The sequence below is a fragment of the Pseudomonas sp. FR229a genome, from assembly GCF_030209115.1.
In the GTDB taxonomy this organism is placed as follows: Bacteria; Pseudomonadota; Gammaproteobacteria; order Pseudomonadales; family Pseudomonadaceae; genus Aquipseudomonas; species Aquipseudomonas moraviensis_A.
Genome location: NZ_JARVSP010000002.1, coordinates 55,354 through 81,646, shown reverse-complemented (window position 1 = coordinate 81,646; position 26,293 = coordinate 55,354). Strand labels below are relative to the sequence as shown.

The window sequence follows — 26,293 nt, the reverse complement described above, 5'->3', positions numbered from 1 at the left end:
AATCCCCTCCCCTAAAGGCCTGGATCATGAGCAAGCAACCCTCCCTGAGCTACAAGGACGCCGGTGTAGACATCGACGCCGGTGAAGCATTGGTCGAACGCATCAAGAGCGTCGCCAAGCGCACTGCGCGCCCGGAAGTCATGGGCGGCCTGGGCGGTTTCGGCGCCCTCTGCGAAATCCCGGCCGGCTACAAGCAGCCGGTGCTGGTCTCCGGCACCGACGGCGTCGGCACCAAGCTGCGTCTGGCGCTGAACCTGAACAAGCACGACAGCATCGGCATCGACCTGGTCGCCATGTGCGTCAACGACCTGGTGGTGTGCGGCGCCGAGCCGCTGTTCTTCCTTGACTACTACGCCACCGGCAAACTCAACGTCGACACTGCTGCACAAGTAGTGACCGGCATCGGCGCTGGCTGCGAACTGTCGGGTTGCTCGCTGGTCGGCGGCGAAACCGCTGAAATGCCAGGCATGTACGAAGGCGAAGACTACGACCTGGCCGGCTTCTGCGTCGGCGTCGTGGAAAAAGCGGAAATCATCGACGGCTCGAAAGTCGCCACCGGTGACGCCCTGATCGCCCTGCCATCGTCCGGCCCGCACTCCAACGGCTACTCGCTGATCCGCAAGATCATCGAAGTCTCCGGCGCCGACATCGAGAACACCCAGCTCGACGGCAAACCGCTGACCGACCTGCTGATGGCCCCGACCCGCATCTACGTCAAGCCACTGCTCAAGCTGATCAAGGACACTGGCGCGGTCAAGGCCATGGCCCACATCACCGGTGGCGGCCTGCTCGACAACATCCCGCGCGTACTGCCAAAAGGCGCTCAGGCTGTAGTTGATGTGGCCAGCTGGACTCGCCCGGCCGTGTTCGACTGGCTGCAAGAGAAAGGCAATGTTGACGAAACCGAGATGCACCGCGTGCTCAACTGCGGCGTCGGCATGGTCATCTGCGTGGCTCAGGAGCACGTCGAAGTTGCCCTGAACACCCTGCGTGACGCCGGCGAGCAGCCTTGGGTCATCGGTCAGATCGCCGTGGCCGCCGAAGGCGCTGCGCAGGTCGAGCTGAAGAATCTCAAGGCTCACTGATGCCAAAGCCCTGTGATGTCGTGGTGCTGTTGTCCGGCACCGGCAGTAACTTGCAGGCTCTGATTGACAGCACGCGGACCGGCGACAGCCCGGTCCGCATCGCTGCGGTGATTTCCAACCGCGCCGACGCCTACGGCCTGCAACGCGCCCGCGACGCGGGTATCGCCACCCGCTCGCTGGATCACAAGGCATTCGAGGGCCGCGAGGCCTTCGATGCCGCGCTGATCGAACTGATCGACCAATTCAACCCGAAACTCGTGGTACTGGCCGGCTTCATGCGCATTCTCAGCGCTGATTTCGTTCGCCACTATCAGGGTCGCCTGCTCAACATCCACCCGTCGCTTCTGCCCAAATACAAAGGGTTACACACTCATCAGCGCGCGCTGGAGGCCGGCGACACGGAACATGGCTGCTCCGTACACTTCGTCACCGAGGAACTCGATGGCGGACCACTGGTCGTACAGGCAGTATTACCGGTAGAGTTGCACGACACGCCGCAGAGTCTGGCGCAACGAGTCCACGTTCAGGAACACCTGATCTATCCGATGGCGGTACGCTGGTTTGCCGAAGGCAGACTGACACTCGGAGACCAGGGTGCTTTACTCGACGGCCAGCTACTCGCCGCCAGCGGCCACTTGATTCGAAACTAGGAGATATTATGCGTCGCGCCCTGCTCTTCGCCTGCGCTCTGCTCGCCCTGCCCTTCGCGCAGGCAGCGGACCTTCAACCGTTCTCCGCCAGCTACACCGCCGACTGGAAGCAGCTGCCCATGAGCGGCACCGCCGAACGCAGCCTGACCAAGGAAGCCAACGGCGTCTGGAAACTCAGCTTCAAGGCGTCGATGATGATCGCCAGCCTGACCGAAGAAAGCACCCTGAAGCTGGACAAGGACACCTTGCTGCCGCAGTCCTACCACTTCGAACGCGGCGGTCTGGGCAAAGCGAAAAAGGCTGATCTGGACTTCGACTGGGCCAACAAACTGGTGACCGGTACCGACCGTGGCGACGCGGTGAAGATCCCGCTGAACCGTGGCATGGTCGACAAGTCGACCTACCAGCTGGCGCTGCAACATGACGTCGCCGCCGGCAAGAAAAGCATGAGCTATCAGGTCGTCGATGATGGCGAAGTCGATACCTACGACTTCCGCGTACTGGGTTCGGAAAAGGTCGACACCAAGGCCGGCCAGATCGACGCGATCAAGGTCGAACGCGTGCGCGACCCGACACAAAGCAAGCGCATCACCGTGCTGTGGTTCGCCAAGGATTGGGATTACCTGTTGGTGCGTCTGCAGCAGGTCGAGACTGACGGCAAGGAGTACAACATCATGCTCCAGGACGGCACGGTCAACGGCAAGACTGTCAAAGGCAGCTGATCCATAGCAGAACAAAGAGCCCCGCGAATGCGGGGCTTTTGTTTATCTGCTCAACGATACTGCGCGGCAGCCCTACCCCTCACCCCAGCCCTCTCCCGAGGGAGAGGGAGCCGAGCGAGGTATCTGCCGCTATCCATCGACCTGAGAAACCGAGTCGAATATGGATTCCAAAGCATCGCACGATCAGTCCCCTCTCCCTCCGGGAGAGGGTTAGGCTGAGGGGCTTTTGCAGGCAATAACTCAGACAGAAAACCGCGCCACCATCCCATTCAGATCCACTGCCAAACGCGACAGATCCTGACTCGCCGCACTGGTCTGATTGGCTCCCGCCGAGGTCTGCATCGCCAGATCCCGGATGTTCATCAGATTGCGATCCACCTCGCGCGCCACCGCGGCTTGTTCTTCCGAGGCACTGGCGATCACCAGGTTGCGCTCGTTGATCAAGGTAAACGCCGAGGCGATTTCCTCCAGAGCAGAACCTGCGCTCTTGGCTAATTCCAGGGTCGAACGCGCCCGTGCGTTGCTTTGCTGCATTGAGCTGACAGCCGAATCGGTGCCCTGCTGGATCCCGCCGATCATCTGCTCGATTTCCTGAGTCGACTGCTGAGTGCGATGAGCCAGCGCGCGCACTTCATCGGCAACCACCGCAAAGCCACGCCCGGCATCGCCGGCGCGCGCCGCTTCGATCGCGGCGTTGAGGGCGAGCAGATTGGTCTGTTCGGCAATCGAGCGAATCACATCCAGCACTTTGCTGATGCCATGAACCTTTTGCGCCAACGCCTCGACCTGCGCCGCATTGTTGGTGACGTCACCGGCGAGAAACTCGATCGACGTCACCGTCTGCTGCACCTGCTCGCGCCCTTGCCGGGCGATGCGGTCGGATTCGCGGGAAGCTTCGGACGTGGCGACAGCGTTGTTCGCCACCTCTTCCACCGCAGCCGTCATCTGATTGACCGCAGTGGCGGCCTGCTCGATTTCCTGACTTTGCTGGTGCAGACCGCGCGTGGCGTCTTCAGTGACACTGCTCAACTCCTCGGCCGCCGAGGCCAGTTGCGTGGACGACTCGGAGATGCGCCGGATCGTGTCGCGCAGATTGTGCTGCATGCTTTTCAGCGCTTGCAGCAAGCGCGCCGGTTCGTCTTTGCCTGCGATGTGAATATCACCGGTCAAATCCCCGCTGGCCACCACTTCAGCCACGCTGAGCGATTGCGACAATGGCACGACGATGCTGCGTGTCAGTAGCAATGCCAGGCCAATGGTGATCAGTGCGGCCATGGCGATCATCACCCCGACCCACACCCGCGATTGACTGAACACCAACCGTGCAGCCTCGGTGGCCAGGTTGGCGTTGTGTTTATTCATCTCGACCAGATCGCGCAGAGTCACGGCAATCTCATCGGCCAGTGGACTCATCTGATCATTGAGAATCGTGGACGCCTCAGCGACCCGATTCTGCGCTGACAGCTGTAGGACTTGTGCCTGCAGCTCGAGGTATTTGTGCTCGGCAACCTTGAAGCGATCGAACAGCGCGCGCTCTTCAGGCAAGGCGATCAACCGGTCATAGCGCTGCTGCGCTTCGCTCAAGCCACTGCGCAGTTCGTTGAGCTTGGCGACGTTCTGCTCCAGTGCCTTGGGGTCACGGTTGAGCAACAGGCGCATGGTCAATGCGCGCAGACGCAGCATGTCCTGACTCATTTCCCCGACCGCCATCACGCTTGGCAGCCAGTTGTTGTCGACTTCATCGGACTGCGCACGCATGTTCGACATTTGCAGCAAGGCGAACGCCCCAAGGGCGAACACCATCAAGGCCAGCAGGCCGAAACCCAGACCGGCGCGCGGGGCAATATTGAGACTACGGATATTCATGACACTGGCTCCTTCCAAAAAGCGCTGCATCAGCCTGCAGCGGGTTGCTTTAGAAGGTATCGGCATTGCAAGAAAATTGCGTAAGACGAAAAGGCGATAGGCAGACGAGCGGCTAGTTCGAACCCCTGGCCTTGACGTTTCAGCGCTGACCAGCGGTTCTGCCTGGATCGCGGGGCAGTATGGCCAGGAAGTTGTCACGAGCGACTTTACGCGCCACCCCTTCCGGCAAGGCATCCAGGAACGGGCGGTAAGCGTGCATCTCCTTACCGAGCTTGTTGAACCGTCCTACGACATCAGAGCCCAGCATGAAGCGCTCGGGGTATTTCTCCACCAGCGCCAGCCATTCCGCGCGCGGCTTGCCCTGCTCGTCCAACAGGTACGGCGTGAGCATGCTCCACGACAGGTCGATAAACAGATTCGGATAGGCCTCTAGCATGCGCGTCAGGGTTGGCAACAAGAACGGCAACTGGGTTTGATGCCGATGAATCTCGGCGCTGGTACCGGCATGCGCCCAGATGAATCGTGTGTGCGGGTGATTGCGCAGCGGCTCTTCCACTTCCTTCAGGTACAGCGGATTTTTCTCACGCTTGGAGGTGATGTTGGAATGCAGCATCACCGGCAGATCGTTTTCCGCGGCGAGGTGATAGATCTTGGTCATTGCCTCGTTGTTGGCCCGGGGCGTGTCGCCGGAGGTCAGCGCCGTCAGATCGTCGTGCCGGGTAAACACCTCGCCGATGCCCTGCCACAACCCCGGATACAGGTCGAGCATGCGCTGGATGTGCGCAGCGGAGTTCTTGTCGTTGGGATTGAAGCCGGACAGGAACGGATGAAAGTACTGGCGCTGCTCCGGCGCGAGTTTCTGCACCGCGTCGGCGATGATCACGTCAGTGGCGCTGTACCAATAGGCATCGGCGTCATCACCGGCGTAGTAACGCGGGCGCTTGGGTTCGTCTTCATGCCATTTCTTCGCCACGGGAATGCCGGAAATCATCACGTGCTCGATGGAGTTTTCCTTCATGGCCGTAAGCAATTTCTGCATGCCGGCGCTTTCCTGGAAAAAATCCACGTAATGCAGGTGCGCATCGCTGTAGGTGTATTCGCGGGCGCCCGCGCTTCCAGCGAACAGCAGCAGACAGGCAAGACTCAGACGAGACAAGGACACAAGTAATCTCCGGCAGATGGGCATAGCCTAGACCGCGCCCGAATGACAAGGGTTCATCCCTGCCGAAAAGCGGAACGCCGACTGCCGGGAATGCTCTATAACTGCAAGGTCTGTTTTGATCGAACGATTTTTCCTGCCGCCTGTGAGGTTTCCATGACTGTCACCGTCAATACCGTCTCTGCCGAAGGTTTTCGTCATACCGTCCAGATCGACGATCACGAATTGTTTGCCGACGTACCGAAAACCGCCGGCGGTGAAGGCACCGCGCCGGAGCCGCACGACTACTTCGATGCCGCTCTCGGTGCCTGCAAAGCGCTGACCCTGAAAATGTACGCGAAGAAAAAAGACATCCCGCTCACCGGCGTGGGTGTCGAAGTCAAGCGCGACAACAGCGAAGAGCAGAAAGGCAAATACGCCCTGCACGTCACCCTGACGCTCAAAGGCGTACTGACCGACGCCCAGCGCGAGGAACTGCTGCGTGTGGCCGATCGCTGCCCGATTCACAAGCTGATGACCACCAGCGAAGTCAGCATCGAAACCCACGCGCCACAAGGCTTCGACAGCCAATAATCCTCCCGATGCCAGCGGCGGGTTATGCTTCTGGCATCACCCGCTCAGCCTGGAATGCACCATGGACATGCCACTCCTGATCATCCGCCCACGCGCCGAAGACGTCGAAGGCCAGCCGATCCTGCGCCCGCTGCCGTCAGCCAAATGCCGCAACGTCGGGCCTTTCGTGTTTTTCGACCACATGCTCGAAACGATTTATCCGACGGGCAAAGGGATGGACATCCGACAGCACCCGCACATCGGTCTGTCGACCCTGACCTATTTGTTCGAAGGGCAACTGCAGCACAAAGACAGTCTTGGCTCCGATCAGGTGGTCGGTGCTGGCGATGTCAGCTGGATGACCGCTGGCAGCGCCATCGCCCATGTCGAGCGCACCCCTGCGCCGCTGCTTGCCGAGACCTTCACCTTGCATGGCTTGCAAGTCTGGCTGGCCTCACCCAGGGAATACGAACAGGGCCCGGGGCATTACAGCCATCACCCGGCTGCGACACTTCCGGTCAGCGATAACCTTGGCGTGCAGATTCGGATGATTGCCGGGTCAGGTTTTTGCCTGGAATCGCCAGTGCCGGTGCTTTCTCCTACGCTGTATGCCGAAGTGAAAATGCAGACTGCGACCACACTGCTGATTCCGACCGAGCATCAAGAGCGCGCGGTGTATGTGTTGAGCGGCGATGCGCAGTTGAATGGCGAGGCGGTTGAGCCGCATGCGCTGGTGGTGTTGCCCGCTGGCGAAGCAATGAGTCTGTTTGCTGAAAGCGATGTGCACGCGGTGGTGTTCGGCGGTGCGCCGCTGGACGGTCCGAGACGGATCAACTGGAATTTCGTCGCCAGTGATCCGGCGGCGATTGATGAAGCCAGGCGGAAGTGGGCGGCTAAGGACTGGCCGACGGTGCCGGGGGAAGTCGAGCGGATCGAACTACCGCGCTAGGCCGCTTACCCTCACCCCAGCCCTCTCCCAGAGGGAGAGGGAGCCGACCGAGGTGTCTTGCGTTATACATCGACCTGAAAAGTCCCGGCGATTATGGATTCGCCTATTCACGTTCAGGTCGACGTCACTCCCGAGCACCCCCCAATCAGCCCCCTCTCCCAGAGGGAGAGGGAGCCGACCGAGATGTCTTGCGTTATACATCGACCTGAAAAATCCCGGCGATTATGGATTCGCCTATTCACGTTCAGGTCGACGTCACTCCCGAGCCCCCCCCAATCAGTCCCCTCTCCCAGAAGTAGAGGGAGCCGAACGAGCTGGCTTGCGTCATACATCGACCTGAATCCCGAGCCCCCCCAATCAGTCCCCTCTCCCAGAAATAGAGGGAGCCGAACGAGCTGGCTTGCGTCATACAAAGACCTGAAAAGTCCCGGCGATTATGGATTCGCCTATTCACGTTCAGGTCGACGTCACTCCCGAGCATCCCCCAATCAGTCCCCTCTCCCTCCGGGAGAGGGCTAGGGTGAGGGGCTTTTCGCTTTTAGCCGTTGAACACTTCATCCAGCAAATCATGCATCGACTTGAACGCGCGCTTGGCGGTCTTTGCGTCGTACATCATTTTGCCCGGCACGTTGGCGTGCGGATCGGTAAACGAGTGCACCGCACCGCCGTAGCTGAGCAGTTGCCAATCGACGTTCGCCGCGTTCATTTCATCTTCGAACGCCGGCAGTTGCTCCTTCGGCACCAACGGATCGGATGCGCCATGCAGCACCAGCACCGAGCCCTTGATGTTCTGCGCATCCGCCGGATTCGGCGAATCCAGCGTGCCGTGGAATGACACCGCCGCTTTCACAGGCGCGCCAGTGCGGGCCAGGTCCAGCGCGCAGCAACCACCGAAGCAGAAACCGAACACCGCCAGTTTCGACGTATCAACCGTTGCTTCGCCCTGGCTTTGCAATTGCTCGAAGGCCACTTGCAGACGTTTGCGCAGCAGCGCACGGTCGTCCTTGAGCGGCATCATCGCTGCCAGCGCCTCATCAGCATTCTGCGGACGCACGGTCTGGCCGTAGACATCTGCGATCAGTACCACGTAACCCTCGGCGGCCACCGCTTTGGCGATGTCTTCGGCACCGGCGCTGACGCCCATCCAGTTCGGCGCCATCAGCAAACCCGGGCGCGCGGCCTTGTGCTCGGCGTCGAAGGCAAGGCGACCTTCATAGGCTTGGCCGTCGATCTGATAGACCACGGAACGTACAGTGACTTGGCTCATTTCTGACTCCTGATTGGGTAGACACCAGAACGAAAAAACCCGCCGAAGCGGGTTTTTCCTACAACGTGATCAAACCGACAGTTCAACCAGCAGCTTGTTCAGACGGCGCACATAAGCGGCCGGATCCTTCAAGCTGTCGCCCGCAGCCAGGGCGGCCTGATCGAAGAGGATGTGCGACAGATCGCCAAAACGCTCTTCGCTCTGCTCGCCATCGAGTTTCTCGATCAGCGGGTGGCTTGGGTTGAATTCGAAGATCGGCTTCGAATCCGGGACTTTCTGCCCGCTGGCTTCGAGGATCTGGCGCATTTGCAGGCCCAGGTCCTGTTCGCCGATGGCCAGAATGGCTGGCGAATCGGTCAGACGATGGGATACACGCACCTCAGCCACGGAATCGCCCAGTGCGGTTTTCAGACGCTCGACCAGACCTTCTTTGGACTTGGCGACTTCTTCTGCAGCTTTCTTGTCCTCTTCCGAGTCCAGGTTGCCCAGATCGAGGTCACCACGCGCCACGTCGACAAAGGTCTTGCCGTCGAACTCGCTGAGGTAGCTCATCAGCCACTCGTCGATGCGGTCGGTCAACAGCAGCACTTCGATGCCTTTCTTGCGGAAGACTTCCAGGTGCGGGCTGTTCTTGACCTGCGCGTAGGTTTCGCCGGTGAGGTAGTAGATCTTGTCCTGACCTTCCTTGGCGCGTGCCAGGTAGTCAGCCAGACCGACAACCTGCTCGCCGTCGTCGCCCTGGGTCGATGCGAAACGCAGCAGACCGGCAATTTTCTCTTTGTTGGCGAAGTCTTCTGCCGGGCCTTCTTTCATGACCTGACCGAAGTTCTTCCAGAAGCCCTTGTATTGCTCAGGCTCGTTCTTCGCCAGTTTTTCCAGCATGTCGAGCACACGCTTGGTCAGCGCGGTTTTCATCGAATCGATGATCGGGTCTTTCTGCAGGATTTCCCGCGACACGTTCAGCGACAGGTCATTGGAATCGACCACGCCTTTGATGAAGCGCAGATACAGCGGCAGGAACGACTCGGCCTGATCCATTACAAACACACGCTGCACGTACAGCTTCAGGCCCTTCGGCGCTTCACGCTGGTACAGGTCGAACGGCGCGCGGGCCGGCACGTACAGCAGCGAGCTGTACTCGAGCTTGCCTTCGACCTTGTTGTGGCTCCACGACAGCGGATTCTCGAAGTCGTGAGCGATGTGTTTGTAGAACTCCTGGTATTCCTCGTCCTTCACCTCAGTGCGCGGACGGGTCCACAAGGCGCTGGCGCGGTTGACGGTTTCCCATTCAACGGCAGGAGCCTCTTCGCCTTCGGCCGGGGTAACTTCCTTCGGCAGTTCGATCGGCAAAGCGATGTGATCGGAATACTTCTTGATGATATTGCGCAGACGCCAGCCATCAGCGAATTCATCTTCACCGGACTTCAGGTGCAGGACGATGCGGGTGCCGCGCTCTAGCTTGTCGATGGTGGCGACTTCAAACTCGCCCTCGCCTTTCGACGACCAGTGCACGCCTTCGCTGGCATCGGTGCCGGCGCGACGGCTGTAGACATCAACCTTGTCGGCAACGATGAACGCCGAGTAGAAGCCCACACCGAACTGGCCGATCAGGTGCGAATCTTTTTTCTGATCGCCGGACAGGTTTTTCATGAAATCGGCGGTGCCGGATTTGGCGATGGTCCCCAGGTGGGTGATCACATCGTCACGGTTCATGCCGATACCGTTGTCTTCGAGGGTGACGGTCTTGGCGTCCTTGTCGAAGCTCACACGGATTTTCAGGTCAGCGCCACCTTCGAGCAACTCAGGCTTGGCCAGAGCTTCGAAGCGTAGCTTGTCGACAGCGTCAGAGGCGTTCGAGATCAATTCGCGCAGGAAAATTTCCTTATTCGAATACAGCGAATGGATCATGAGGTGCAGCAGCTGCTTTACCTCGGTCTGGAAGCCCAGGGTTTCCTTTTGAGTTTCCACACTCATGGTCATCAAACTCCAATCAGATGGCATTGGCCGCGACCCGAATGGTCTGCGGCGGGTTGTCATCTGAGTTGGGGGCGCTGTTCAGGATTTCAAGGGCTCATCGATTTTGAAGTGCGCGCGGGCGGTGGCGATCGGTTCGCCCTCGGTACTCTGCCACGCAGTGACCGCGACGTTGGCCACGCGCCGGCCCTGACGGCAGACCTGACACCTGGCCCAAGTGTCGCGAAACTGCCCGGCGCGCAGGTAATCGAGGGAAAAATCGATGATCTTCGGCACACCCGGCGTGCCGGTGAAAATCAGCAAATGCAGGGCTGCGGCCAGCTCCATGAAGCCGGCAATCACCCCGCCGTGGATGGCCGGCAATAAAGGGTTACCAATGTTGTCCTTGTTCGCCGGTAGCTTGAACAGCAGCTCATCGCCGACCCGCGAACATTCGATACCTATCAGCCCGGCATAAGGGATCAACGCCAGCAGCGGCGCGTAATCGCCCTGCGCGTGGGCCTGTTGCAGCTGTTCCCTGAGGTCGACGCTCATTTCCCGCCTCCCTTTATAGCGCCCGCGAATCCTCTGCTGCCCTTCAGACCGATGCCCATGCGCATGAACGTGCCGACGACATGGGCGATCGGCTGCTCGGGATTGTCCTGGTAGGCGAAACCACGGGCAAAGATCACGTCAGTGGTGACGCGGTAGCACTGGGCAAAGCCGTACACGGCTTTGTTGGGTTCAGCGGCGTGCATGTAGTCGATGCGCAGATCAAGGGTCGGACAGACTTCGAACTCCGGCAGTACGCACAAGGTCGACATACCGCAGGCGGTGTCCATCAACGACGTAATGGCGCCGCCATGGATGACTCCGGTTTGGGGATTACCAACGATTTTTTCGCTATAGGGCAGGATCACTGTCAGGCCTTCGCTGGAGGCACTGTGTACCTGCAGACCCAAGACCTGACAGTGACGCAATGCCGATAAAAAACGCGTCGCGCGCTCAAAAACGGGGTTTTCGGCCATGTGATAATTACTCGCGTTTGGGCCTTGTGCCAGTAGTGAGAAAAGCGGCAAAAGTTCCGTGATAAAACAAACTTATATATCTGAAACAAATGAGGAACTTAAACCGTAGCGCCGAGTTCTTAAGGCCAGTAGTTATTTTCCATAAGGAGATACACCCCATGCGTAAGACTTTAGCTATTGCCTTGATGTTGACCGCTTCCCTCGGTCTCGCTGCCTGCGATAAAAAATCCGAGGACAAAGCTCAAGATGCCAACCAACATGCTGAGCAGGCTCAGCAAGACATGAACAAAGCTCAGGATAAAGTGAACGACGCAGCAAAAGAAAACGCCGAAGCTGCCAAAGCTCAGGCTGAATCGAACGCCGCTGCTCAAGAAGAAGCCGCCAAAAAGCAATAAGCTTTCTGGTGTGAAAAGAAAACCCGCCAAGTGCGGGTTGTCTTTTGCCTGCGATTTACCGGTTATAGCAACACGGTTCTAAAAGTCGGACTAATCATCAGCAACAACGAGCAGATGAAGCCAACTAGCCACATCAGGCTGCGTAACTTCGCCAGGTCGGCCAGATAGAACCACAGATAGAGGATTCGCGAGATCACGAAGATGATCGCCAGCGCATCGATCAGCCAGCCTGCGGTTTGCGTGGTGTGCGCCATCAGCACACCGACGGCGAACAGGATGAAGGCTTCGATGCTGTTCTGATGGGCCGCCAGCGCTCGCGCACCGAAGCCGGTCAACTGTGCCTGCTGCTGACGGGGCTGATGATTGTCATACCCACCCTGCTCTTTCATGGCCTTGGCCACCGGCATGCGCGCCACATAAATCAATAAAGCACTGATAAACACACACCAGAACGGAATACTCATCAAACAGCCTCTTTGTTTGCCTCAGGGACGGGCGCCTCTGTAGGGGTATAGACCATGACATCGAGAACGTCGGAATGAAACTCGCGGCGATACAAAACCACCACGACGCCCGCGCTCATGATCATGAATAACCACGGGCTGACGAACCACGCCAGCATACTCATGCCGAAGTAGTAAGAACGCAGGCCGAAGTTGAACTGGTTGGCCGCCATCGAGATCACCCGCGCCGCCCGCGATGCGAACGCCTTGCGCTCTTGCTCGGTGACCTGGCGCTCGCCGATCATCGGCGCCGAACCGACCAGAATCGCGGCGAAGTTGTACTGCCGCATGCACCAGCTGAACGTGAAGAACGCGTAGACGAACACCAATGCCAGACACAGCAATTTGATCTCCGACATGCCCTGCGACGCCTGCTGCACCATCGGAATATCCGCCAACAACGACACGGCCCGTTCGGACGCACCGAGCACGGTGAGGATACCGGCGAGGATGATCAGCGTGCTGGAGGCGAAGAACGAGGCGTTGCGTTCCAGATTGCCGATCACGCTGGCGTCGGCGATACGGTTGTCACGCAGGAGCATGCGACGCATCCAGTCTTCGCGGTACAGGTGCAACACGCTGGCCAGACACGCCGTGTCGCGGGCCTTCCAGGAGGCATAACGGGTGTAACCGCCCCAGCAGATGATAAACCAGACAGCGGCGAGCAGGTGGATCAGATTGGCTTGGATGAACGACATGCAATTCCCTGTGAGATGTAAACGCTGTACACCTGTAGAAGTGAGCCTGCTCGCGATAGCGGTTTGTCAGTCAGCATGGTGTTGACTGACAAACCGCTATCGCGAGCAGGCTCACTCCTACATAAAAGCTAAGCAACCCTTCGACGTTAGCTCAGCAAAAAAGACACTGCCTCACGCGCATAAAAAATGCCCCGTATCGATTGACACGGGGCATTTCTGTTTAACCGTGCCTGACCCGCTTGTGGCGGGTCATATCACGTCAGGCAGTGACTTCGCTGCGCTTGCCCAGCAGGCGATCGCACACGACGGCGACCACCAGGGTCATCACGCACGGCACCAGCCACGCCAGCCCCTGCTCGCTCAACGGCAGATGGGTAAGCTGAGTTGGCATCCAGTCGGCCAGACCGGCGCCTTTCAAGGCATCGATGGTGCCGAACAGGAACGACACCAGCATCACCGGGCCAAGAATGCGCGCGTGCTCATGCCAGAAATCCTTGCAGAAGCTCAGCGCAACCAGAACGATGCACGGCGGGTAGATCGCAGTGAGCACCGGAATCGAGAAGGCAATGAGCTTGGTCAGACCGAGGTTGGAGACCAGCAGCGAAAACGCCGCAAGGATAATCACCAGAGTCTTGTAGGACAGTGGCAGCACACGGCTGAAGTACTCAGCGCAGGCGCAGGTCAGGCCGACCGCCGTGACCAGACACGCCAGCGAGATCAGTACCGCGAGGAAACCGCTGCCCAGCGAGCCGAAGGTGTGTTGCACGTAGGCATGCAACACCGCCGCGCCGTTGGTGGCGCCGACAGCGACTTCATGACTGCCGGAACCGAGGCGGAACAGGCTGACGTAGACCAGCGCCAGACCGACACCGGCAATCAGCCCGGCGATGATCGCGTAACGGGTGATCAACGCCGGTGATTCGACGCCACGGGAGCGGATCGCGTTGACGATGACGATGCCGAATACCAGCGCGCCGAGGGTATCCATGGTCAGGTAACCATTGATGAAGCCCTGGGAGAACGGCGCCGCCACATATTCCGGCGTGCCGTGACCGATGTCACCCGCCGGCAAGACGAATGCGGCGATACCCAGCACTGCCAGCGCAATGATTTTCAGCGGCGCGAGGAAGCGGCCGACGGTATCCAGCAAACGCCCAGGGTAGAGCGAAACAAAGAACACCAGCAGGAAGTACACCGAGCTGTAGAGAAACAGCGCCAGCGGGCTCTCGCCGGTCAACGGCGCCAGACCCACCTCGAACGATACGGTCGCGGTACGCGGGGTGGCGAACAGTGGACCCACCGCCAGATAGCACGCCGCCGCGAGGATACCGCCAGCGATCTTGCCGATCGGGCTGCTCAACGCATCCATGGCGCCGCCGACCTTGGCCAGCGCCACCACGGTGATCACCGGCAAACCTACCGCGGTGATCAGAAAGCCCAATGCAGCCATCCAGACGTGAGGTCCGGCCTGCAAGCCGACGATCGGCGGGAAGATGATGTTACCGGCCCCGACAAACAGGGCGAACGTCATAAAACCAAGTGCCAGGATGTCCTGACCTTTCAAAACTTTCATTAAGGTAATACCACACTACTGAAATCGGAATTTAGAGGGGGATTGCCCTGTTGGATTAGGGAAATGCTGTCGATCCGTATAGGACTGACCTTTAAAGCGCGTAGCTGCCTTGTGGGCGGCGGACGCAAAAATGGCTGCCAGCCTAACGAATTCGGCTGATAAACGCACTGTTAGAGGGCGAACTATCCGATACGCGACGTTTCAGTGTCGCGTTTACATAAGAAAAGCAGCAGCAGGCTACAAGTTTCCAGCTGCAAGCTTCTATCTTGCAGCTAGCCGCTTGAAGCTTGCTGCTGCTCTGAAACGACAAAGGCCACCCGAGGGTGGCCTTTGTTGCTGGAGCTAAAAAGTCAGCCGTGGCTTACTTCTTCACTTCCCAGCCAGTCAGCTCGGCCAGGGCCTTGCCGATGTCTGCCAGCGAACGCACGGTTTTCACGCCTGCGTCTTGCAGCGCAGCGAATTTCTCGTCTGCAGTGCCTTTGCCGCCAGAGATGATTGCGCCAGCATGGCCCATGCGCTTGCCCGGAGGAGCAGTCACACCAGCGATGTAGGAAACAACCGGCTTGGTTACGTTTGCCTTGATGTAGGCAGCCGCTTCTTCTTCAGCCGAACCGCCGATCTCGCCGATCATTACGATCGCTTCGGTCTTCGGGTCTTCCTGGAACAGTTTCAGGATGTCGATGAAGTTCGAACCCGGGATCGGGTCACCGCCGATGCCGACGCAAGTCGACTGACCGAAACCGGCGTCAGTGGTCTGCTTCACAGCTTCGTAGGTCAGGGTGCCGGAACGCGAAACGATACCGACCTTGCCTGGCAAGTGAATGTGACCTGGCATGATGCCGATCTTGCATTCGCCTGGGGTGATCACGCCTGGGCAGTTAGGGCCGATCAGGACTACGCCCAGTTCGTCGCACTTAACTTTCGCGTCCAGCATGTCCAGGGTAGGAATGCCTTCGGTGATGCAGACGATCAGCTTGATGCCGCCGAATGCCGCTTCCAGGATCGAGTCCTTGCAGAACGGAGCAGGAACGTAGATCACGCTGGCGGTAGCGCCGGTGGCAGCTACTGCGTCTTTGACGGTGTTGAACACTGGCAGACCCAGGTGCTCGGTGCCGCCTTTGCCAGGAGTTACGCCACCAACCATCTTGGTGCCGTATTCGATGGCTTGCTGGGTGTGGAAACTACCTTGCGAACCGGTAATACCCTGGCAGATAACTTTGGTGTCTTTATTGATCAGGACGCTCATTACTTGCCCTCCGCAGCTTTGACAACTTGTTGAGCAGCGTCGGTCAGGCTGGTAGCAGCGATGATGTTCAAACCGCTTTCTGCCAGTACTTTAGCGCCCAGCTCAGCGTTGTTGCCTTCAAGGCGAACAACAACCGGGATTTTCACGCCGACTTCTTTCACGGCGCCGATGATGCCTTCGGCAATCATGTCGCAGCGAACGATGCCGCCGAAGATGTTGACCAGTACTGCCGCGACGTTCTGGTCGGACAGGATGATCTTGAACGCTTCAGTAACGCGTTCCTTGGTTGCGCCACCACCTACGTCGAGGAAGTTGGCTGGCTTGCCGCCATGCAGGTTGACGATGTCCATGGTACCCATGGCCAGACCGGCACCGTTGACCATGCAGCCAATGTTGCCTTCCAGGGCTACGTAGTTCAGTTCGAACTTGGCAGCGTGCGCTTCGCGCGGATCGTCCTGCGACGGATCGTGGAAAGCCTTCAGCTTAGGCTGACGGTACATGGCGTTGGCGTCGATGTTGATCTTGGCGTCGAGGCAGTGCAGATCGCCGTCAGCCTTGATCACCAGCGGGTTCACTTCCAGCAGAGCCAGGTCGTGGTCTTTGAACAGTTTGGCCAGACCTACGAAGATCTTGGCGAACTGAGTGAGCTGCTTGCCTTCCAGACCCAGCTGGAATGCCAGCTCGCGACCCTGGGATGGCTGAGCGCCAACCAGTGGATCGATAGTGGCCTTGAGAATTTTTTCTGGCGTGTCGTGAGCGATTTTCTCGATGTCCACGCCACCTTCGGTGGAAGCCATGAACACGATGCGACGGCTCGAACGGTCAACGACAGCGCCCAGGTACAGCTCTTTAGCGATATCAGTGCACGATTCAACCAGGATCTTGGTGACTGGCTGGCCATTGGCGTCAGTCTGGTAAGTCACCAGACGCTTGCCCAGCCACTGCTGTGCGAAGGCCTTGGCGTCTTCTTTGCTGCGAACCAGCTTTACGCCGCCCGCTTTACCGCGACCACCGGCGTGAACCTGGGCTTTGACGACCCACTCGTTGCCGCCGATCTTGTCGCAAGCTTCTGCTGCTGCTTCCGGGGTGTCTACTGCGTAACCAGTGGAAACTGGCAGGCCGTATTCAGCGAACAGCTGCTTACCCTGATACTCGTGAAGATTCATGCTTTTTACCGTCTTCGTTAGGTACTGCGCATTCGGCGCTGCGCTCGTTTGAGTGCCGCGCCACCTGTGACTGCTGCTTGCGTAGCTGAGCTACGCAAGACTGCGTCCGGCGGACATTCCGCGGTGAGTCTTGCTCGCAAGGCTCACGACGGGCCGCTACCGCCGTGGTTTCTTATTGTGTGTCTTAACGCTTCTTGCGGTTGGCAATGTGAATGGCGCCGCCATTCACTGCCAGAGCAGCTTCGTGCAAGGCTTCGGACAGGGTCGGATGGGAGAAAACCATCATGCCCAGGTCTTCAGCGCTGGTGCCGAATTCCATACCGATCGCGCCCTGCTGAACCAGTTCCGCAGCGCTCGGGCCAATGACGTGCACGCCCAATACGCGGTCGGTCTTGGCATCGGCGATGACCTTGACGAAACCACCGGTATCGTTGGCAGCCATGGCACGGCCGGAAGCGGCGAACGGGAAGGTGCCGACGTTGACTTCAACGCCTTCGGCCTTCAGCGCCTGCTCGGTTTTGCCAACCCATGCGATTTCCGGGTGAGTATAAATAACCGAAGGGATCAAATCATAGTTCATCTGAGCCTTGTGGCCTTTGATGCGCTCGACAACCATGATGCCTTCTTCCGAAGCCTTGTGGGCCAGCATCATGCCGCGAACCACGTCGCCAATGGCGAAGACGCCCGGTACGGCGGTGACGCAGTGGTCATCGACCGCGATGAAACCGCGCTCGTCGATTTCCACGCCGCAGTCGGCAGACAGCAGATCAGTGGTCACCGGACGGCGACCAACGGCAACGATCAGCTTGTCGAAAGTGATGGTCTGTTCGCCGTTGGCATCGGTGTAGCTGACGACAACTTCTTCACCGTTGACTTTCGAACCGGTAACGCGAGCGCCCAGCTTGATGTCCAGGCCCTGTTTGGTCAGGGTTTTCAGCGCTTCCTTGGAAACAGCGGTGTCCGCTGCCATCAGGAAAGTGTCCAGCGCTTCCAGAACAACCACTTCGGAGCCCAGACGCGACCATACCGAACCCAGTTCCAGACCGATCACACCAGCGCCGATCACGCCCAGACGCTTGGGTACGGACTGGAATTCCAGAGCGCCCGTCGAATCGACGATGACTTTCTGGTCAACCGGAGCCGGTGGGATGTCGATCGGACGCGAACCTGGCGCGAGGATGACGTTTTCCGCTTCGATGACTTCAACCGAACCGTCAGGCTTGGTGACTTCGACTTTCTTGCCGGCCAGCAGCTTGCCGTGGCCCTGGATCGAAGTAACGCCGTTGGCCTTGAACAGGGTGGCAACGCCGCCGGTCAGGTTCTTGACGATGCCAGCCTTGCGGCCAACCATCGCAGCGACGTCCATTTTGACTTCGCCGGTCGAGATACCGTGAACGTTGAAGCTCTCTTTGGCTTCCTTGTATTTCCACGAGCTGTCGAGCAGCGCCTTGGAAGGAATGCAACCCACGTTCAGGCAGGTACCGCCCAGGGCTTGCTTGCCCTCTGCGTCGGTGTACTTCTCGATGCAGGCAGTGGTCAGGCCCAACTGCGCAGCCTTGATGGCCGCTACATAGCCACCAGGGCCGGCACCGATCACTACTACGTCAAATTTCTGCGACATTCAAAAAATCCTCTTTAGCAATAAAGCTACAAGCCGCAAGCTTCAAGCTGCAAGCCCACCCGCTCGCCTTGAGCTTGAGGCTTGTAGCTGAAAGCTTGCAGCTGCTTTTTAGATATCCAGCAACAGACGAGCCGGATCTTCCAGCAGGTTCTTGATGGTCACCAGGAAGGTCACAGCTTCTTTGCCATCGATCAGACGGTGATCGTAGGACAGTGCCAGGTACATCATCGGACGGATCACGACCTGACCGTTGATGGCCATTGGACGCTGGATGATGTTGTGCATGCCCAGAATCGCTGCCTGCGGCGGGTTGACGATTGGCGTCGACATCATCGAACCGAAGGTACCACCGTTGGTGATGGTGAAGGTACCACCGGTCATCTCGTCCATCGACAGTTTGCCGTCACGGGCTTTCTTGCCGAAGGTTGCGATGCCGCCTTCGATTTCCGCCAGGCTCATCAGCTCGGCGTTACGCAGAACCGGTACCACCAGGCCACGGTCGCTGGAAACGGCAACGCCGATGTCCGCGTAGCCGTGGTAAACGATGTCGCCGCCGTCGATCGACGCGTTGACAGCCGGGAAGCGTTTCAGCGCTTCGGTGGCCGCTTTCACGAAGAACGACATGAAGCCCAGGCGTACGCCGTTGTGGGACTTCTCGAACAGGTCCTTGTACTTCGAACGCAGAGCCATGACTTCAGTCATGTCGACTTCGTTGAACGTGGTCAGCATCGCCATGTTCGACTGGGCTTCAACCAGACGCTTGGCCACGGTGGCACGTACGCGGGTCATCGGTACGCGCTTCTCGATGCGGTCGCCAGCAGCGAACACAGGCGCAGCAGCCGAAGGAGCAGCAGCCTTGGCAGGTGCGGCAGCCGGTGCGGCTTTCTTGGCAGCAACTGCTGCTACCACGTCTTCCTTGGTCACGCGACCGCCCTTGCCGGTGCCGGCAACGGAAGCGATGTTGATGCCGTTTTCTTCAGCCAGCTTGCGAGCGGCAGGAGCTGCGATCGGGTCATCTTCGCCATCGGCAGCAGCTGGTGCGGCAGCGGCAGTAGCAGCCGGGGCAGCAGCGGCCGCTGGAGCAGCGGCAGCAGCGCCGCCCTCTTCGATCGAGCCCAGGACCTGGTTCGACAGAACGGTAGCGCCCTCTTCGGCAACGATTGCGCCCAGCACGCCGTCCGCTTCAGCCAACACTTCGAGCACGACCTTGTCGGTCTCGATGTCGACGATCAGGTCGTCACGCTTGACGGCCTCACCTGGTTTCTTGTGCCAGGTGGCAACGGTGCCATCGGCAACCGATTCCGGGAATGACGGGGCTTTGATTTCGATAGCCATTATCTGTGGGTCCTTAAAATTCGGTTTCAGTCAGCGCGAAGGCGTTAAACAGTGAAAGCATCTTGCAGCAGTTTTTCCTGCTGCTCGGCGTGCATCGATGCATAACCACAAGCTGGGGCAGCCGAAGCCTCACGGCCCGCGTACTCGAGTACGAGAGTCCTGTCGAGGTTGGCGATGCTGCGACGCAAGTGATGCTGGCTGCAGTACCACGCACCCTGGTTCATCGGCTCTTCCTGACACCAGACGGCATGCTTGACGTTGGTGTACGGAGCCAGGACTTCTTTCAAGTCGTCCTCAGGGAACGGATACAGCTGCTCGATACGCACGATGGCGATATCTTCGCGGCCTTCGGCACGGCGTTTTTCCAGCAGGTCGTAGTAGACCTTGCCGCTGCACAGAACCACACGCTCGACCTTTTTCGGGTCCAGTGCGTCGATTTCCGGGATCACGGTCTGGAACGAACCTTCGGCCAGATCTTCCAGCGTCGAGATGGCCAGCTTGTGGCGCAGCAGCGACTTCGGCGTCAGCACGACCAGCGGCTTGCGCAGCGGACGAATCACCTGACGACGCAGCAAGTGGTAGATCTGCGCCGGGGTAGTCGGCATGCACACCTGAATGTTGTGCTCGGCGCACAGCTGCAGGTAACGCTCAAGACGTGCCGAGCTGTGCTCAGGGCCCTGGCCTTCGTAACCGTGTGGCAGCAGCATGGTCAGACCGCAGAGACGGCCCCACTTGTGCTCGCCGCTAGTGATGAACTGGTCGATCACGACCTGTGCACCGTTGGCGAAGTCACCGAACTGGGCTTCCCAGATCACCAGCGCGTTTGGCGTGGTGGTCGAGTAACCGTATTCGAATGCCAGTACCGCTTCTTCCGAGAGGAACGAGTCGTACAGGTCGAAACGTGGCTGACCGTCGTACAGGTTCTGCAGCGGAATGTAGGTGCCCGCGTCTTTCTGGTTGTGCAACACAGCGTGACGGTGCGAGAACGTACCGCGGCCGATGTCCTGACCGGTCATGCGGATCGGGTGACCTTCGAACGCGAGGGTCGCGTACGCCATGGTTTCAGCGTAACCCCAGTTGATCGGCAGGCCGCCGGCTTGCATCTTCTGACGGTCTTCGTAGATCTTCGCGACCTGGCGCTGAACCACGAAGCCTTCCGGGATTTCCAGCAGCTTGGCGGACAGCTCTTGCAGGGTCTTCAGATCGAAACGCGTGTCGTGACGTGCAGTCCAGGCATGGCCCAGGTACGGACGCCAGTCGACGAACAGCTCTTTGTTCGGCTCCTTGACCAGCGATTTCACCACGTGCAGACCGTTGTCCAGCGCGTTGCGATATTCGTCGACCTTGGCCTGGACACGTTCAGCGTCGAGCACACCGGCCTGGGTCAGGCGTTCGGCGTACAGCTCACGGGTGGTGCGCTGCTTGGTGATCTGCTGATACATCAGTGGCTGGGTGCCGCTTGGCTCGTCGGCCTCGTTGTGGCCGCGACGACGGTAGCAGACCAGATCGATCACCACGTCACGCTTGAATTGCATGCGGTAGTCGATGGCCAGCTGGGTCACGAACAGCACGGCTTCCGGATCATCACCATTCACATGGAGGATCGGCGCCTGGATCATCTTGGCAACGTCGGTGGCGTACTCGGTGGAACGCGAGTCGAGCGGGTTGCTGATGGTGAAACCGACCTGGTTGTTGATCACGATGTGCACGGTACCGCCGGTCTTGAAACCGCGGGTCTGCGACATCTGGAAGGTTTCCATGACCACGCCCTGACCGGCGAATGCCGCGTCACCGTGGATGGAGATCGGCAGGACTTTCTCACCGGTCAGGTCGTTGCGACGGTCCTGACGGGCGCGCACCGAACCTTCGACCACCGGGGAAACGATTTCCAGGTGGGACGGGTTGAACGCCATGGCCAGGTGAACTTCACCGCCGGTGGTCATCACGTTGGACGAGAAGCCCTGGTGATATTTCACGTCACCGGAACCGAGCTCGACCTTCTTCTTGCCTTCGAACTCGTCGAACAGCTCGCGCGGGTTCTTGCCGAAGGTGTTGACCAGCACGTTCAGACGGCCACGGTGGGCCATGCCGATGACGACTTCCTTGGTACCGTACGAGCCGGAACGCTGGATCAGTTCGTCGAGCATCGGAATCAGGCTTTCGCCGCCTTCCAGACCGAAACGCTTGGTGCCCGGGTATTTGGTGCCCAGGTATTTTTCCAGGCCTTCACCGGCAGTCACGCGCTCAAGCAGATGGCTCTTGATGTCGGCGGAGTACGTCGGACGACCGCGCACGCTTTCCAGACGCTGCTGGAACCACTGGCGCTGCTCGGAATCGGTGATGTGCGTGAATTCAGCGCCGATGGTGCGGCAATATGTCTGCTGCAACGCTTCGTGAATTTCGCGTAGGCTCGCTTCCTCTTTGCCGATGAACAGGTCGCCGGCACGGAAGGTCGTATCAAGATCGGCATTGGTCAAGCCGTAATGATTGATCGACAGGTCTGCAGGTGCAGGACGCTGCCACAGCCCCAGCGGGTCAAGCTGGGCTGCCTGGTGGCCACGCATACGGTAGGCCTGGATCAATCGCAGCACTTCAACTTGCTTCTTCTCGTGCTCACTGCTCACGCTGCCGGCGGAAACCGGTTGGGCGCGGCGCTGGTTCTTTGCCAGCAGCACGAAATGATCGCGAATCGTCGAGTGCGAAACATCAGTGGCAGAGTTGCCGTCGGCTGGCAACTTCTGAAAGTAGGTGCGCCACTCTTCTGGCACAGCGTTAGGGTCGTGCAGGTAGAGCTCATAAAGCTCTTCCACATAGGCAGCGTTTCCACCTGAAAGGTAGGCGCTGTTCCACATGCGCTGCATCACGCTTTCTTGCATGCTTGGTCACCCTCGGTTAGGGGAACACCATCGGTGTCGACACCGAGCAAACTTGCAGAAGTCCGAATGCAGCGACTAAAACAAGCCACCTAGGATCACACTGATAGTCCGGGTACCAGCCCGGATGCCCCTGCTTGTCTCATTTCTTCAAAAGAAGAGCTGCAGCTTATGGCTACGGCTCTGGTTATAGCCATGACGCGGGTTGAAGCCCGCGCCACAGCCTCTACGGTGCAACGGTTACAGCAGCTGAATCACACGCCGCTCGAAAGCAGCATGTTACGGATGTGACCGATGGCCTTAGTCGGGTTCAGGCCTTTCGGACATACGTTGACGCAGTTCATGATGCCCCGGCAGCGGAAAACGCTGAACGGGTCGTCAAGTGAAGCCAGACGTTCGCTGGTCTTGGTGTCACGGCTGTCTGCCAGGAAGCGGTAGGCTTGCAGCAGCGCAGCTGGACCGAGGAACTTGTCCGGGTTCCACCAGAAGGACGGGCAAGAGGTCGAGCAGCAGGCGCACAGGATGCACTCGTACAGACCGTCGAGCTTTTCGCGCTCTTCTGGCGACTGCAGACGCTCGATAGCCGGAGCCGGCGTGTCGTTCTGCAGGTAAGGCTTCACCTTCTCGTATTGCTTGTAGAAGATGCTCATATCGACGACCAGGTCACGGATAACCGGCAAACCTGGCAGCGGACGAACGATCAGCTTGTTACCTTTTACAACAGCGGATAGCGGCGTGATGCACGCCAGGCCGTTCTTGCCGTTGATGTTCATGCCGTCGGAGCCGCAGACGCCTTCACGGCAGGAGCGACGATAGGAGAAACCTTCGTCCTGCTCTTTGATCAGGGCCAGCACGTCCAGCACCATCAGGTCCTTACCACCGGTATCGACCTGGAAATCCTGCATGAACGGCGCAGCGTCCTGATCAGGGTTGTAGCGATAAACACTGACTTGCAACATGGCGGTCACCCTTAATAAGTCCGGACTTTAGGTTCGAAAGTCGGAACAGTCTTCGGCGAGAAGTTCACGGCACGCTTGGTGACGCGCTTGTCACCCGGGAAGTACAGGGTGTGGCACAGCCAGTTTTCGTCATCACGGTCTTCGAAGTCTTCACGGGCGTGAGCGCCGCGGGACTCTTTACGTACTTCGGCCGCGATGGCGGTAGCTTCAGCCACTTCCAGCAGGTTTTGCAGTTCCAGCGCTTCGATACGTGCAGTGTTGAACGCCTGCGACTTATCGTTGATCTTCACGTTGGCGATGCGAGCACGCAGGTCAGCGAGCTGAGCGATGCCCTTCTGCATGTATTCGCCGGTACGGAATACACCGAAGTAGTTCTGCATGCAGCTTTGCAGCTCGCGACGCAGGGTGGCAACGTCTTCACCGTCGGTACGGTTGTTCAGCGCGTTCAGACGCGACAGTGCAGCTTCGATGTCGGACTCGGTAGCGTCGTCGTATTCGATGCCATCGGTCAACGCCTTTTCCAGGTGCAGGCCGGCAGCGCGACCGAATACCACCAGGTCGAGCAGCGAGTTGCCGCCCAGACGGTTGGCACCGTGTACCGATACGCAAGCCACTTCGCCTACTGCGAACAGGCCAGGAATGATCTGGTCCTGACCTTCGGCATTCTGGGTGATCGCCTGGCCATGAATGTTGGTGGCAACGCCGCCCATCATGTAGTGGCAGGTCGGAACAACCGGAACCGGCGCAACCACCGGGTCAACGTGGGCGAAAGTCTTCGACAGTTCGCAGATGCCTGGCAGACGGCTGTGCAGCACTTCCTCGCCCAGGTGGTCGAGCTTGAGCATTACGTGGTCGCCATTCGGACCGCAACCGTTGCCGGCGATGATTTCCTTAACCATCGAACGGGCAACCACGTCACGACCTGCAAGGTCTTTCGCGTTCGGAGCATAACGCTCCATGAAACGCTCGCCGTGCTTGTTGATCAGGTAACCACCTTCACCACGGCAACCTTCGGTAACCAGTACACCGGCGCCGGCAATGCCGGTCGGGTGGAACTGCCACATTTCGATGTCTTGTACCGGCACGCCAGCACGCAGAGCCATGCCGACGCCGTCACCGGTGTTGATCAGGGCGTTGGTGGTCGACGCGTAGATACGGCCTGCACCGCCAGTCGCCAGAACGGTGGCCTTGGCACGGATGTAGGAGGTTTCGCCGGTTTCGATGCAGATCGCGATCACACCAACGAATTCGCCTTCCTGGTTTTTCACCAGATCGACAGCGTAGTACTCGTTGAGGAACGTGGTACCGGCTTTCAGGTTGCCCTGATAAAGGGTGTGCAGCAGCGCGTGACCGGTACGGTCGGACGCAGCGCAGGTACGTGCAGCCTGACCGCCCTTGCCGTAGTCCTTGGACTGGCCACCGAACGGACGCTGATAGATGCGGCCTTGCTCGGTACGCGAGAACGGCAGACCCATGTGGTCCAGCTCGAACACGGCAGCCGGGCCTTCCTGACACATGTATTCGATAGCGTCCTGGTCACCGATGTAGTCGGAACCCTTGACGGTATCGTACATGTGCCAGCGCCAGTCATCGTTCGGGTCGGCGGAAGCGATGGCGCAAGTGATGCCGCCCTGAGCGGAAACAGTGTGCGAACGGGTCGGGAAAACCTTGGTGATCACCGCAGTCTTGTGGCCGCCCTGTGCCAGCTGCAGCGCAGCGCGCATGCCGGCACCGCCACCACCAATGATGATGGCGTCGAAAGAAATCGTTGGAATGTTAGCCATGAATCAGATACCCCAGAGAATCTGCACACCCCAGACGAAGTAAGCGAACATCGCAACGCCGCATACTGCCTGGAAAAGGAAACGTATCGCCGTTGCGGACTTGCCGAACGCCATCGGCGTCAGGTAGTCGGTCGCGATGGTCCACATGCCGACCCAGGCGTGAGCGCCCAGAGCAACAAGGGCCAGCAGGCTGAAAATACGCATTCCGTTGTGAGCGAACAGTTCATGCCACTGGGCATACTCGAGGCCTGGATTGGCGACGATGTATCCGATCAGAAAGATGAAGTAAGCCGCGAGAACGACCGCAGACACACGCTGTGCCATCCAGTCATAGAGGCCCGAACGCGACAGGTTAGTGACGTTAGTTACCATATCCAGACTCCTGCCAGAACGATTACCACCACGGAAACGGCGATAACGATTTTCGAGCCCAGTTTGCCGCCTTCCAGCGTCTCACCGATGCCCATGTCCATGATCAAGTGGCGCACACCGGCTACCAGGTGATACAGCAGAGCGGACAGGATGCCCCAAATCACTAGCTTGGCTAGCGGACTGGTCAGACACGCTTTCACCTGACCGAAGCCTTCCTCGGAGCTCAGCGACTTGTCCAATGCGTAAAGCATGATGGCAAGGCACACGAAGAGGATGACACCGGAGATACGGTGAAGAATGGACGTGTAAGCAGTGACTGGGAGTTTGATGGTCCTTAGGTCTAGGTTTACAGGTCGTTGGCTTTTCACGGCTTTTTTTTTCACACTGAAGAGCCCCTAACAATCAGGGCAAAGTTGTTGGGGAGTGCACTGGTCAGGTAACCACCACCCAGGGATGCGACCCCCAATGAAAGCAAGCCCAAAAGCCCTTGGCGGTCGGTGGCCGAGTATAGACAGTTAGGCTACTAATGACAACGCG

Annotated in this window: 24 protein-coding genes; 6 read left to right on the top strand and 18 right to left on the bottom strand. The window is 58.9% G+C overall.

The genetic code is table 11. From position 1 onward, the window contains the following. Window positions 1-26: 26 nt before the first annotated feature. The 3 genes from purM to QRN33_RS01715 are packed head-to-tail and all read left to right on the top strand — an operon-like array spanning window position 27 to window position 2,457. The gene (gene purM, locus QRN33_RS01725; protein ID WP_016773695.1) at window positions 27-1,085 is read left to right on the top strand and encodes a phosphoribosylformylglycinamidine cyclo-ligase; all 1,059 of its coding nucleotides are present in this window, start codon (window positions 27-29) and stop codon (window positions 1,083-1,085) included. Beyond that, a complete protein-coding gene (purN, locus tag QRN33_RS01720) occupies window positions 1,085-1,735 on the top strand; it encodes a phosphoribosylglycinamide formyltransferase (RefSeq protein WP_065615123.1) in 651 nt (216 codons plus the stop codon). The genes purM and purN overlap by 1 nt, the downstream gene beginning before the upstream one ends. Before the next feature lie 8 nt (window positions 1,736-1,743). Further along, window positions 1,744-2,457: a DUF3108 domain-containing protein gene (locus tag QRN33_RS01715; RefSeq protein ID WP_016773693.1), complete on the top strand. Its 714-nt coding sequence runs from the start codon at window positions 1,744-1,746 to the stop codon at window positions 2,455-2,457. Between the two features lie 240 nt (window positions 2,458-2,697). Here QRN33_RS01715 and QRN33_RS01710 read toward each other — a convergent pair whose 3' ends face one another. After that, window positions 2,698-4,323, bottom strand: coding sequence for a methyl-accepting chemotaxis protein (locus QRN33_RS01710; RefSeq protein WP_285406441.1), 1,626 nt, complete (start codon window positions 4,321-4,323; stop codon window positions 2,698-2,700). A gap of 139 nt (window positions 4,324-4,462) precedes the next feature. Continuing rightward, the gene (locus QRN33_RS01705; protein ID WP_471890840.1) at window positions 4,463-5,509 is read right to left on the bottom strand and encodes an amidohydrolase family protein; all 1,047 of its coding nucleotides are present in this window, start codon (window positions 5,507-5,509) and stop codon (window positions 4,463-4,465) included. A 129-nt stretch (window positions 5,510-5,638) separates the two neighbouring features. Between QRN33_RS01705 and QRN33_RS01700 the strand changes: the two genes are divergently transcribed. Both QRN33_RS01700 and QRN33_RS01695 read left to right on the top strand, forming a co-directional pair. After that, window positions 5,639-6,055 carry an OsmC family protein gene (locus tag QRN33_RS01700; RefSeq protein WP_042607595.1) on the top strand — a complete coding sequence of 139 codons (417 nt, stop codon included), beginning with the start codon at window positions 5,639-5,641 and terminating at the stop codon, window positions 6,053-6,055. 61 nt (window positions 6,056-6,116) lie between these two features. Continuing rightward, complete coding sequence (locus tag QRN33_RS01695) at window positions 6,117-6,983, top strand: pirin family protein (RefSeq protein WP_285406435.1); 867 nt, start codon at window positions 6,117-6,119, stop codon at window positions 6,981-6,983. Between the two features lie 538 nt (window positions 6,984-7,521). Here QRN33_RS01695 and QRN33_RS01690 read toward each other — a convergent pair. The 4 genes from QRN33_RS01690 to QRN33_RS01675 form a co-directional block, all read right to left on the bottom strand. Then, window positions 7,522-8,250 carry a dienelactone hydrolase family protein gene (locus tag QRN33_RS01690; RefSeq protein WP_285406432.1) on the bottom strand — a complete coding sequence of 243 codons (729 nt, stop codon included), beginning with the start codon at window positions 8,248-8,250 and terminating at the stop codon, window positions 7,522-7,524. A 69-nt stretch (window positions 8,251-8,319) separates the two neighbouring features. Further along, entirely contained in the window at window positions 8,320-10,224 is a 1,905-nt protein-coding gene (htpG, locus tag QRN33_RS01685) for a molecular chaperone HtpG (protein ID WP_285406428.1), read from the bottom strand. An 81-nt stretch (window positions 10,225-10,305) separates the two neighbouring features. Continuing rightward, the gene (locus tag QRN33_RS01680; protein WP_083353288.1) at window positions 10,306-10,758 is read right to left on the bottom strand and encodes a PaaI family thioesterase; all 453 of its coding nucleotides are present in this window, start codon (window positions 10,756-10,758) and stop codon (window positions 10,306-10,308) included. After that, window positions 10,755-11,231 (bottom strand): PaaI family thioesterase, encoded by a 477-nt coding sequence (locus QRN33_RS01675; protein ID WP_285406424.1) that lies wholly within the window; start codon window positions 11,229-11,231, stop codon window positions 10,755-10,757. Before QRN33_RS01675 ends, QRN33_RS01680 begins: the two co-directional genes overlap by 4 nt. Window positions 11,232-11,389: 158 nt before the next feature. Between QRN33_RS01675 and QRN33_RS01670 the strand changes: the two genes are divergently transcribed. Continuing rightward, window positions 11,390-11,626 carry a hypothetical protein gene (locus tag QRN33_RS01670; protein WP_007959016.1) on the top strand — a complete coding sequence of 79 codons (237 nt, stop codon included), beginning with the start codon at window positions 11,390-11,392 and terminating at the stop codon, window positions 11,624-11,626. Between the two features lie 62 nt (window positions 11,627-11,688). Here QRN33_RS01670 and QRN33_RS01665 read toward each other — a convergent pair whose 3' ends face one another. The 12 genes from QRN33_RS01665 to sdhC form a co-directional block, all read right to left on the bottom strand. Then, window positions 11,689-12,090, bottom strand: coding sequence for an MAPEG family protein (locus QRN33_RS01665; RefSeq protein WP_065615116.1), 402 nt, complete (start codon window positions 12,088-12,090; stop codon window positions 11,689-11,691). Next, entirely contained in the window at window positions 12,090-12,827 is a 738-nt protein-coding gene (locus tag QRN33_RS01660) for a DUF599 domain-containing protein (RefSeq protein WP_285406418.1), read from the bottom strand. Before QRN33_RS01660 ends, QRN33_RS01665 begins: the two co-directional genes overlap by 1 nt. Window positions 12,828-13,086: 259 nt before the next feature. Beyond that, window positions 13,087-14,400, bottom strand: a complete 1,314-nt coding sequence (gene brnQ, locus QRN33_RS01655) for a branched-chain amino acid transport system II carrier protein (RefSeq protein ID WP_042607588.1) — start codon at window positions 14,398-14,400, stop codon at window positions 13,087-13,089. Between the two features lie 361 nt (window positions 14,401-14,761). After that, window positions 14,762-15,646 (bottom strand): succinate--CoA ligase subunit alpha, encoded by an 885-nt coding sequence (gene sucD, locus QRN33_RS01650; protein ID WP_016773680.1) that lies wholly within the window; start codon window positions 15,644-15,646, stop codon window positions 14,762-14,764. Continuing rightward, on the bottom strand, window positions 15,646-16,812 hold the full coding sequence (gene sucC, locus QRN33_RS01645; RefSeq protein ID WP_285406414.1) for an ADP-forming succinate--CoA ligase subunit beta: 1,167 nt from the start codon (window positions 16,810-16,812) through the stop codon (window positions 15,646-15,648). Before sucC ends, sucD begins: the two co-directional genes overlap by 1 nt. Window positions 16,813-16,996: 184 nt before the next feature. Beyond that, entirely contained in the window at window positions 16,997-18,433 is a 1,437-nt protein-coding gene (gene lpdA, locus QRN33_RS01640; protein ID WP_285406411.1) for a dihydrolipoyl dehydrogenase, read from the bottom strand. A gap of 108 nt (window positions 18,434-18,541) precedes the next feature. After that, window positions 18,542-19,768: a 2-oxoglutarate dehydrogenase complex dihydrolipoyllysine-residue succinyltransferase gene (gene odhB / locus QRN33_RS01635; protein ID WP_024012151.1), complete on the bottom strand. Its 1,227-nt coding sequence runs from the start codon at window positions 19,766-19,768 to the stop codon at window positions 18,542-18,544. Window positions 19,769-19,812: 44 nt separating this feature from the next. Further along, window positions 19,813-22,644, bottom strand: a complete 2,832-nt coding sequence (locus QRN33_RS01630; protein WP_123418772.1) for a 2-oxoglutarate dehydrogenase E1 component — start codon at window positions 22,642-22,644, stop codon at window positions 19,813-19,815. 251 nt (window positions 22,645-22,895) lie between these two features. Beyond that, a complete protein-coding gene (locus QRN33_RS01625; protein ID WP_016773675.1) occupies window positions 22,896-23,600 on the bottom strand; it encodes a succinate dehydrogenase iron-sulfur subunit in 705 nt (234 codons plus the stop codon). Window positions 23,601-23,611: 11 nt separating this feature from the next. Further along, window positions 23,612-25,384 (bottom strand): succinate dehydrogenase flavoprotein subunit, encoded by a 1,773-nt coding sequence (gene sdhA / locus QRN33_RS01620; RefSeq protein WP_042607585.1) that lies wholly within the window; start codon window positions 25,382-25,384, stop codon window positions 23,612-23,614. A 3-nt stretch (window positions 25,385-25,387) separates the two neighbouring features. Further along, window positions 25,388-25,756 carry a succinate dehydrogenase, hydrophobic membrane anchor protein gene (sdhD, locus tag QRN33_RS01615; protein WP_008049683.1) on the bottom strand — a complete coding sequence of 123 codons (369 nt, stop codon included), beginning with the start codon at window positions 25,754-25,756 and terminating at the stop codon, window positions 25,388-25,390. After that, window positions 25,750-26,124 carry a succinate dehydrogenase, cytochrome b556 subunit gene (gene sdhC, locus QRN33_RS01610; protein WP_016773673.1) on the bottom strand — a complete coding sequence of 125 codons (375 nt, stop codon included), beginning with the start codon at window positions 26,122-26,124 and terminating at the stop codon, window positions 25,750-25,752. The genes sdhD and sdhC overlap by 7 nt, the downstream gene beginning before the upstream one ends. Window positions 26,125-26,293: the final 169 nt, after the last annotated feature.

Excerpts from the sequence above, each read along its gene's own strand:
- sdhD (WP_008049683.1), bottom strand. The coding sequence starts at position 25,756 with ATGGTAACTAACGTCACTAACCTGTCGCGTTCGGGCCTCTATGACTGG.
- purN (WP_065615123.1), top strand. The coding sequence starts at position 1,085 with ATGCCAAAGCCCTGTGATGTCGTGGTGCTGTTGTCCGGCACCGGCAGT.
- brnQ (WP_042607588.1), bottom strand. The coding sequence starts at position 14,400 with ATGAAAGTTTTGAAAGGTCAGGACATCCTGGCACTTGGTTTTATGACG.
- QRN33_RS01690 (WP_285406432.1), bottom strand. The coding sequence starts at position 8,250 with ATGAGCCAAGTCACTGTACGTTCCGTGGTCTATCAGATCGACGGCCAA.
- htpG (WP_285406428.1), bottom strand. The coding sequence starts at position 10,224 with ATGAGTGTGGAAACTCAAAAGGAAACCCTGGGCTTCCAGACCGAGGTA.
- QRN33_RS01680 (WP_083353288.1), bottom strand. The coding sequence starts at position 10,758 with ATGAGCGTCGACCTCAGGGAACAGCTGCAACAGGCCCACGCGCAGGGC.
- QRN33_RS01675 (WP_285406424.1), bottom strand. The coding sequence starts at position 11,231 with ATGGCCGAAAACCCCGTTTTTGAGCGCGCGACGCGTTTTTTATCGGCA.
- QRN33_RS01665 (WP_065615116.1), bottom strand. The coding sequence starts at position 12,090 with ATGAGTATTCCGTTCTGGTGTGTGTTTATCAGTGCTTTATTGATTTAT.
- QRN33_RS01625 (WP_016773675.1), bottom strand. The coding sequence starts at position 23,600 with ATGTTGCAAGTCAGTGTTTATCGCTACAACCCTGATCAGGACGCTGCG.
- QRN33_RS01670 (WP_007959016.1), top strand. The coding sequence starts at position 11,390 with ATGCGTAAGACTTTAGCTATTGCCTTGATGTTGACCGCTTCCCTCGGT.
- purM (WP_016773695.1), top strand. The coding sequence starts at position 27 with ATGAGCAAGCAACCCTCCCTGAGCTACAAGGACGCCGGTGTAGACATC.
- sdhA (WP_042607585.1), bottom strand. The coding sequence starts at position 25,384 with ATGGCTAACATTCCAACGATTTCTTTCGACGCCATCATCATTGGTGGT.
- sucC (WP_285406414.1), bottom strand. The coding sequence starts at position 16,812 with ATGAATCTTCACGAGTATCAGGGTAAGCAGCTGTTCGCTGAATACGGC.
- QRN33_RS01715 (WP_016773693.1), top strand. The coding sequence starts at position 1,744 with ATGCGTCGCGCCCTGCTCTTCGCCTGCGCTCTGCTCGCCCTGCCCTTC.
- QRN33_RS01630 (WP_123418772.1), bottom strand. The coding sequence starts at position 22,644 with ATGCAAGAAAGCGTGATGCAGCGCATGTGGAACAGCGCCTACCTTTCA.
- QRN33_RS01705 (WP_471890840.1), bottom strand. The coding sequence starts at position 5,509 with ATGCCCATCTGCCGGAGATTACTTGTGTCCTTGTCTCGTCTGAGTCTT.
- QRN33_RS01710 (WP_285406441.1), bottom strand. The coding sequence starts at position 4,323 with ATGAATATCCGTAGTCTCAATATTGCCCCGCGCGCCGGTCTGGGTTTC.
- sucD (WP_016773680.1), bottom strand. The coding sequence starts at position 15,646 with ATGAGCGTCCTGATCAATAAAGACACCAAAGTTATCTGCCAGGGTATT.
- QRN33_RS01695 (WP_285406435.1), top strand. The coding sequence starts at position 6,117 with ATGGACATGCCACTCCTGATCATCCGCCCACGCGCCGAAGACGTCGAA.
- odhB (WP_024012151.1), bottom strand. The coding sequence starts at position 19,768 with ATGGCTATCGAAATCAAAGCCCCGTCATTCCCGGAATCGGTTGCCGAT.
- lpdA (WP_285406411.1), bottom strand. The coding sequence starts at position 18,433 with ATGTCGCAGAAATTTGACGTAGTAGTGATCGGTGCCGGCCCTGGTGGC.
- QRN33_RS01660 (WP_285406418.1), bottom strand. The coding sequence starts at position 12,827 with ATGTCGTTCATCCAAGCCAATCTGATCCACCTGCTCGCCGCTGTCTGG.
- QRN33_RS01700 (WP_042607595.1), top strand. The coding sequence starts at position 5,639 with ATGACTGTCACCGTCAATACCGTCTCTGCCGAAGGTTTTCGTCATACC.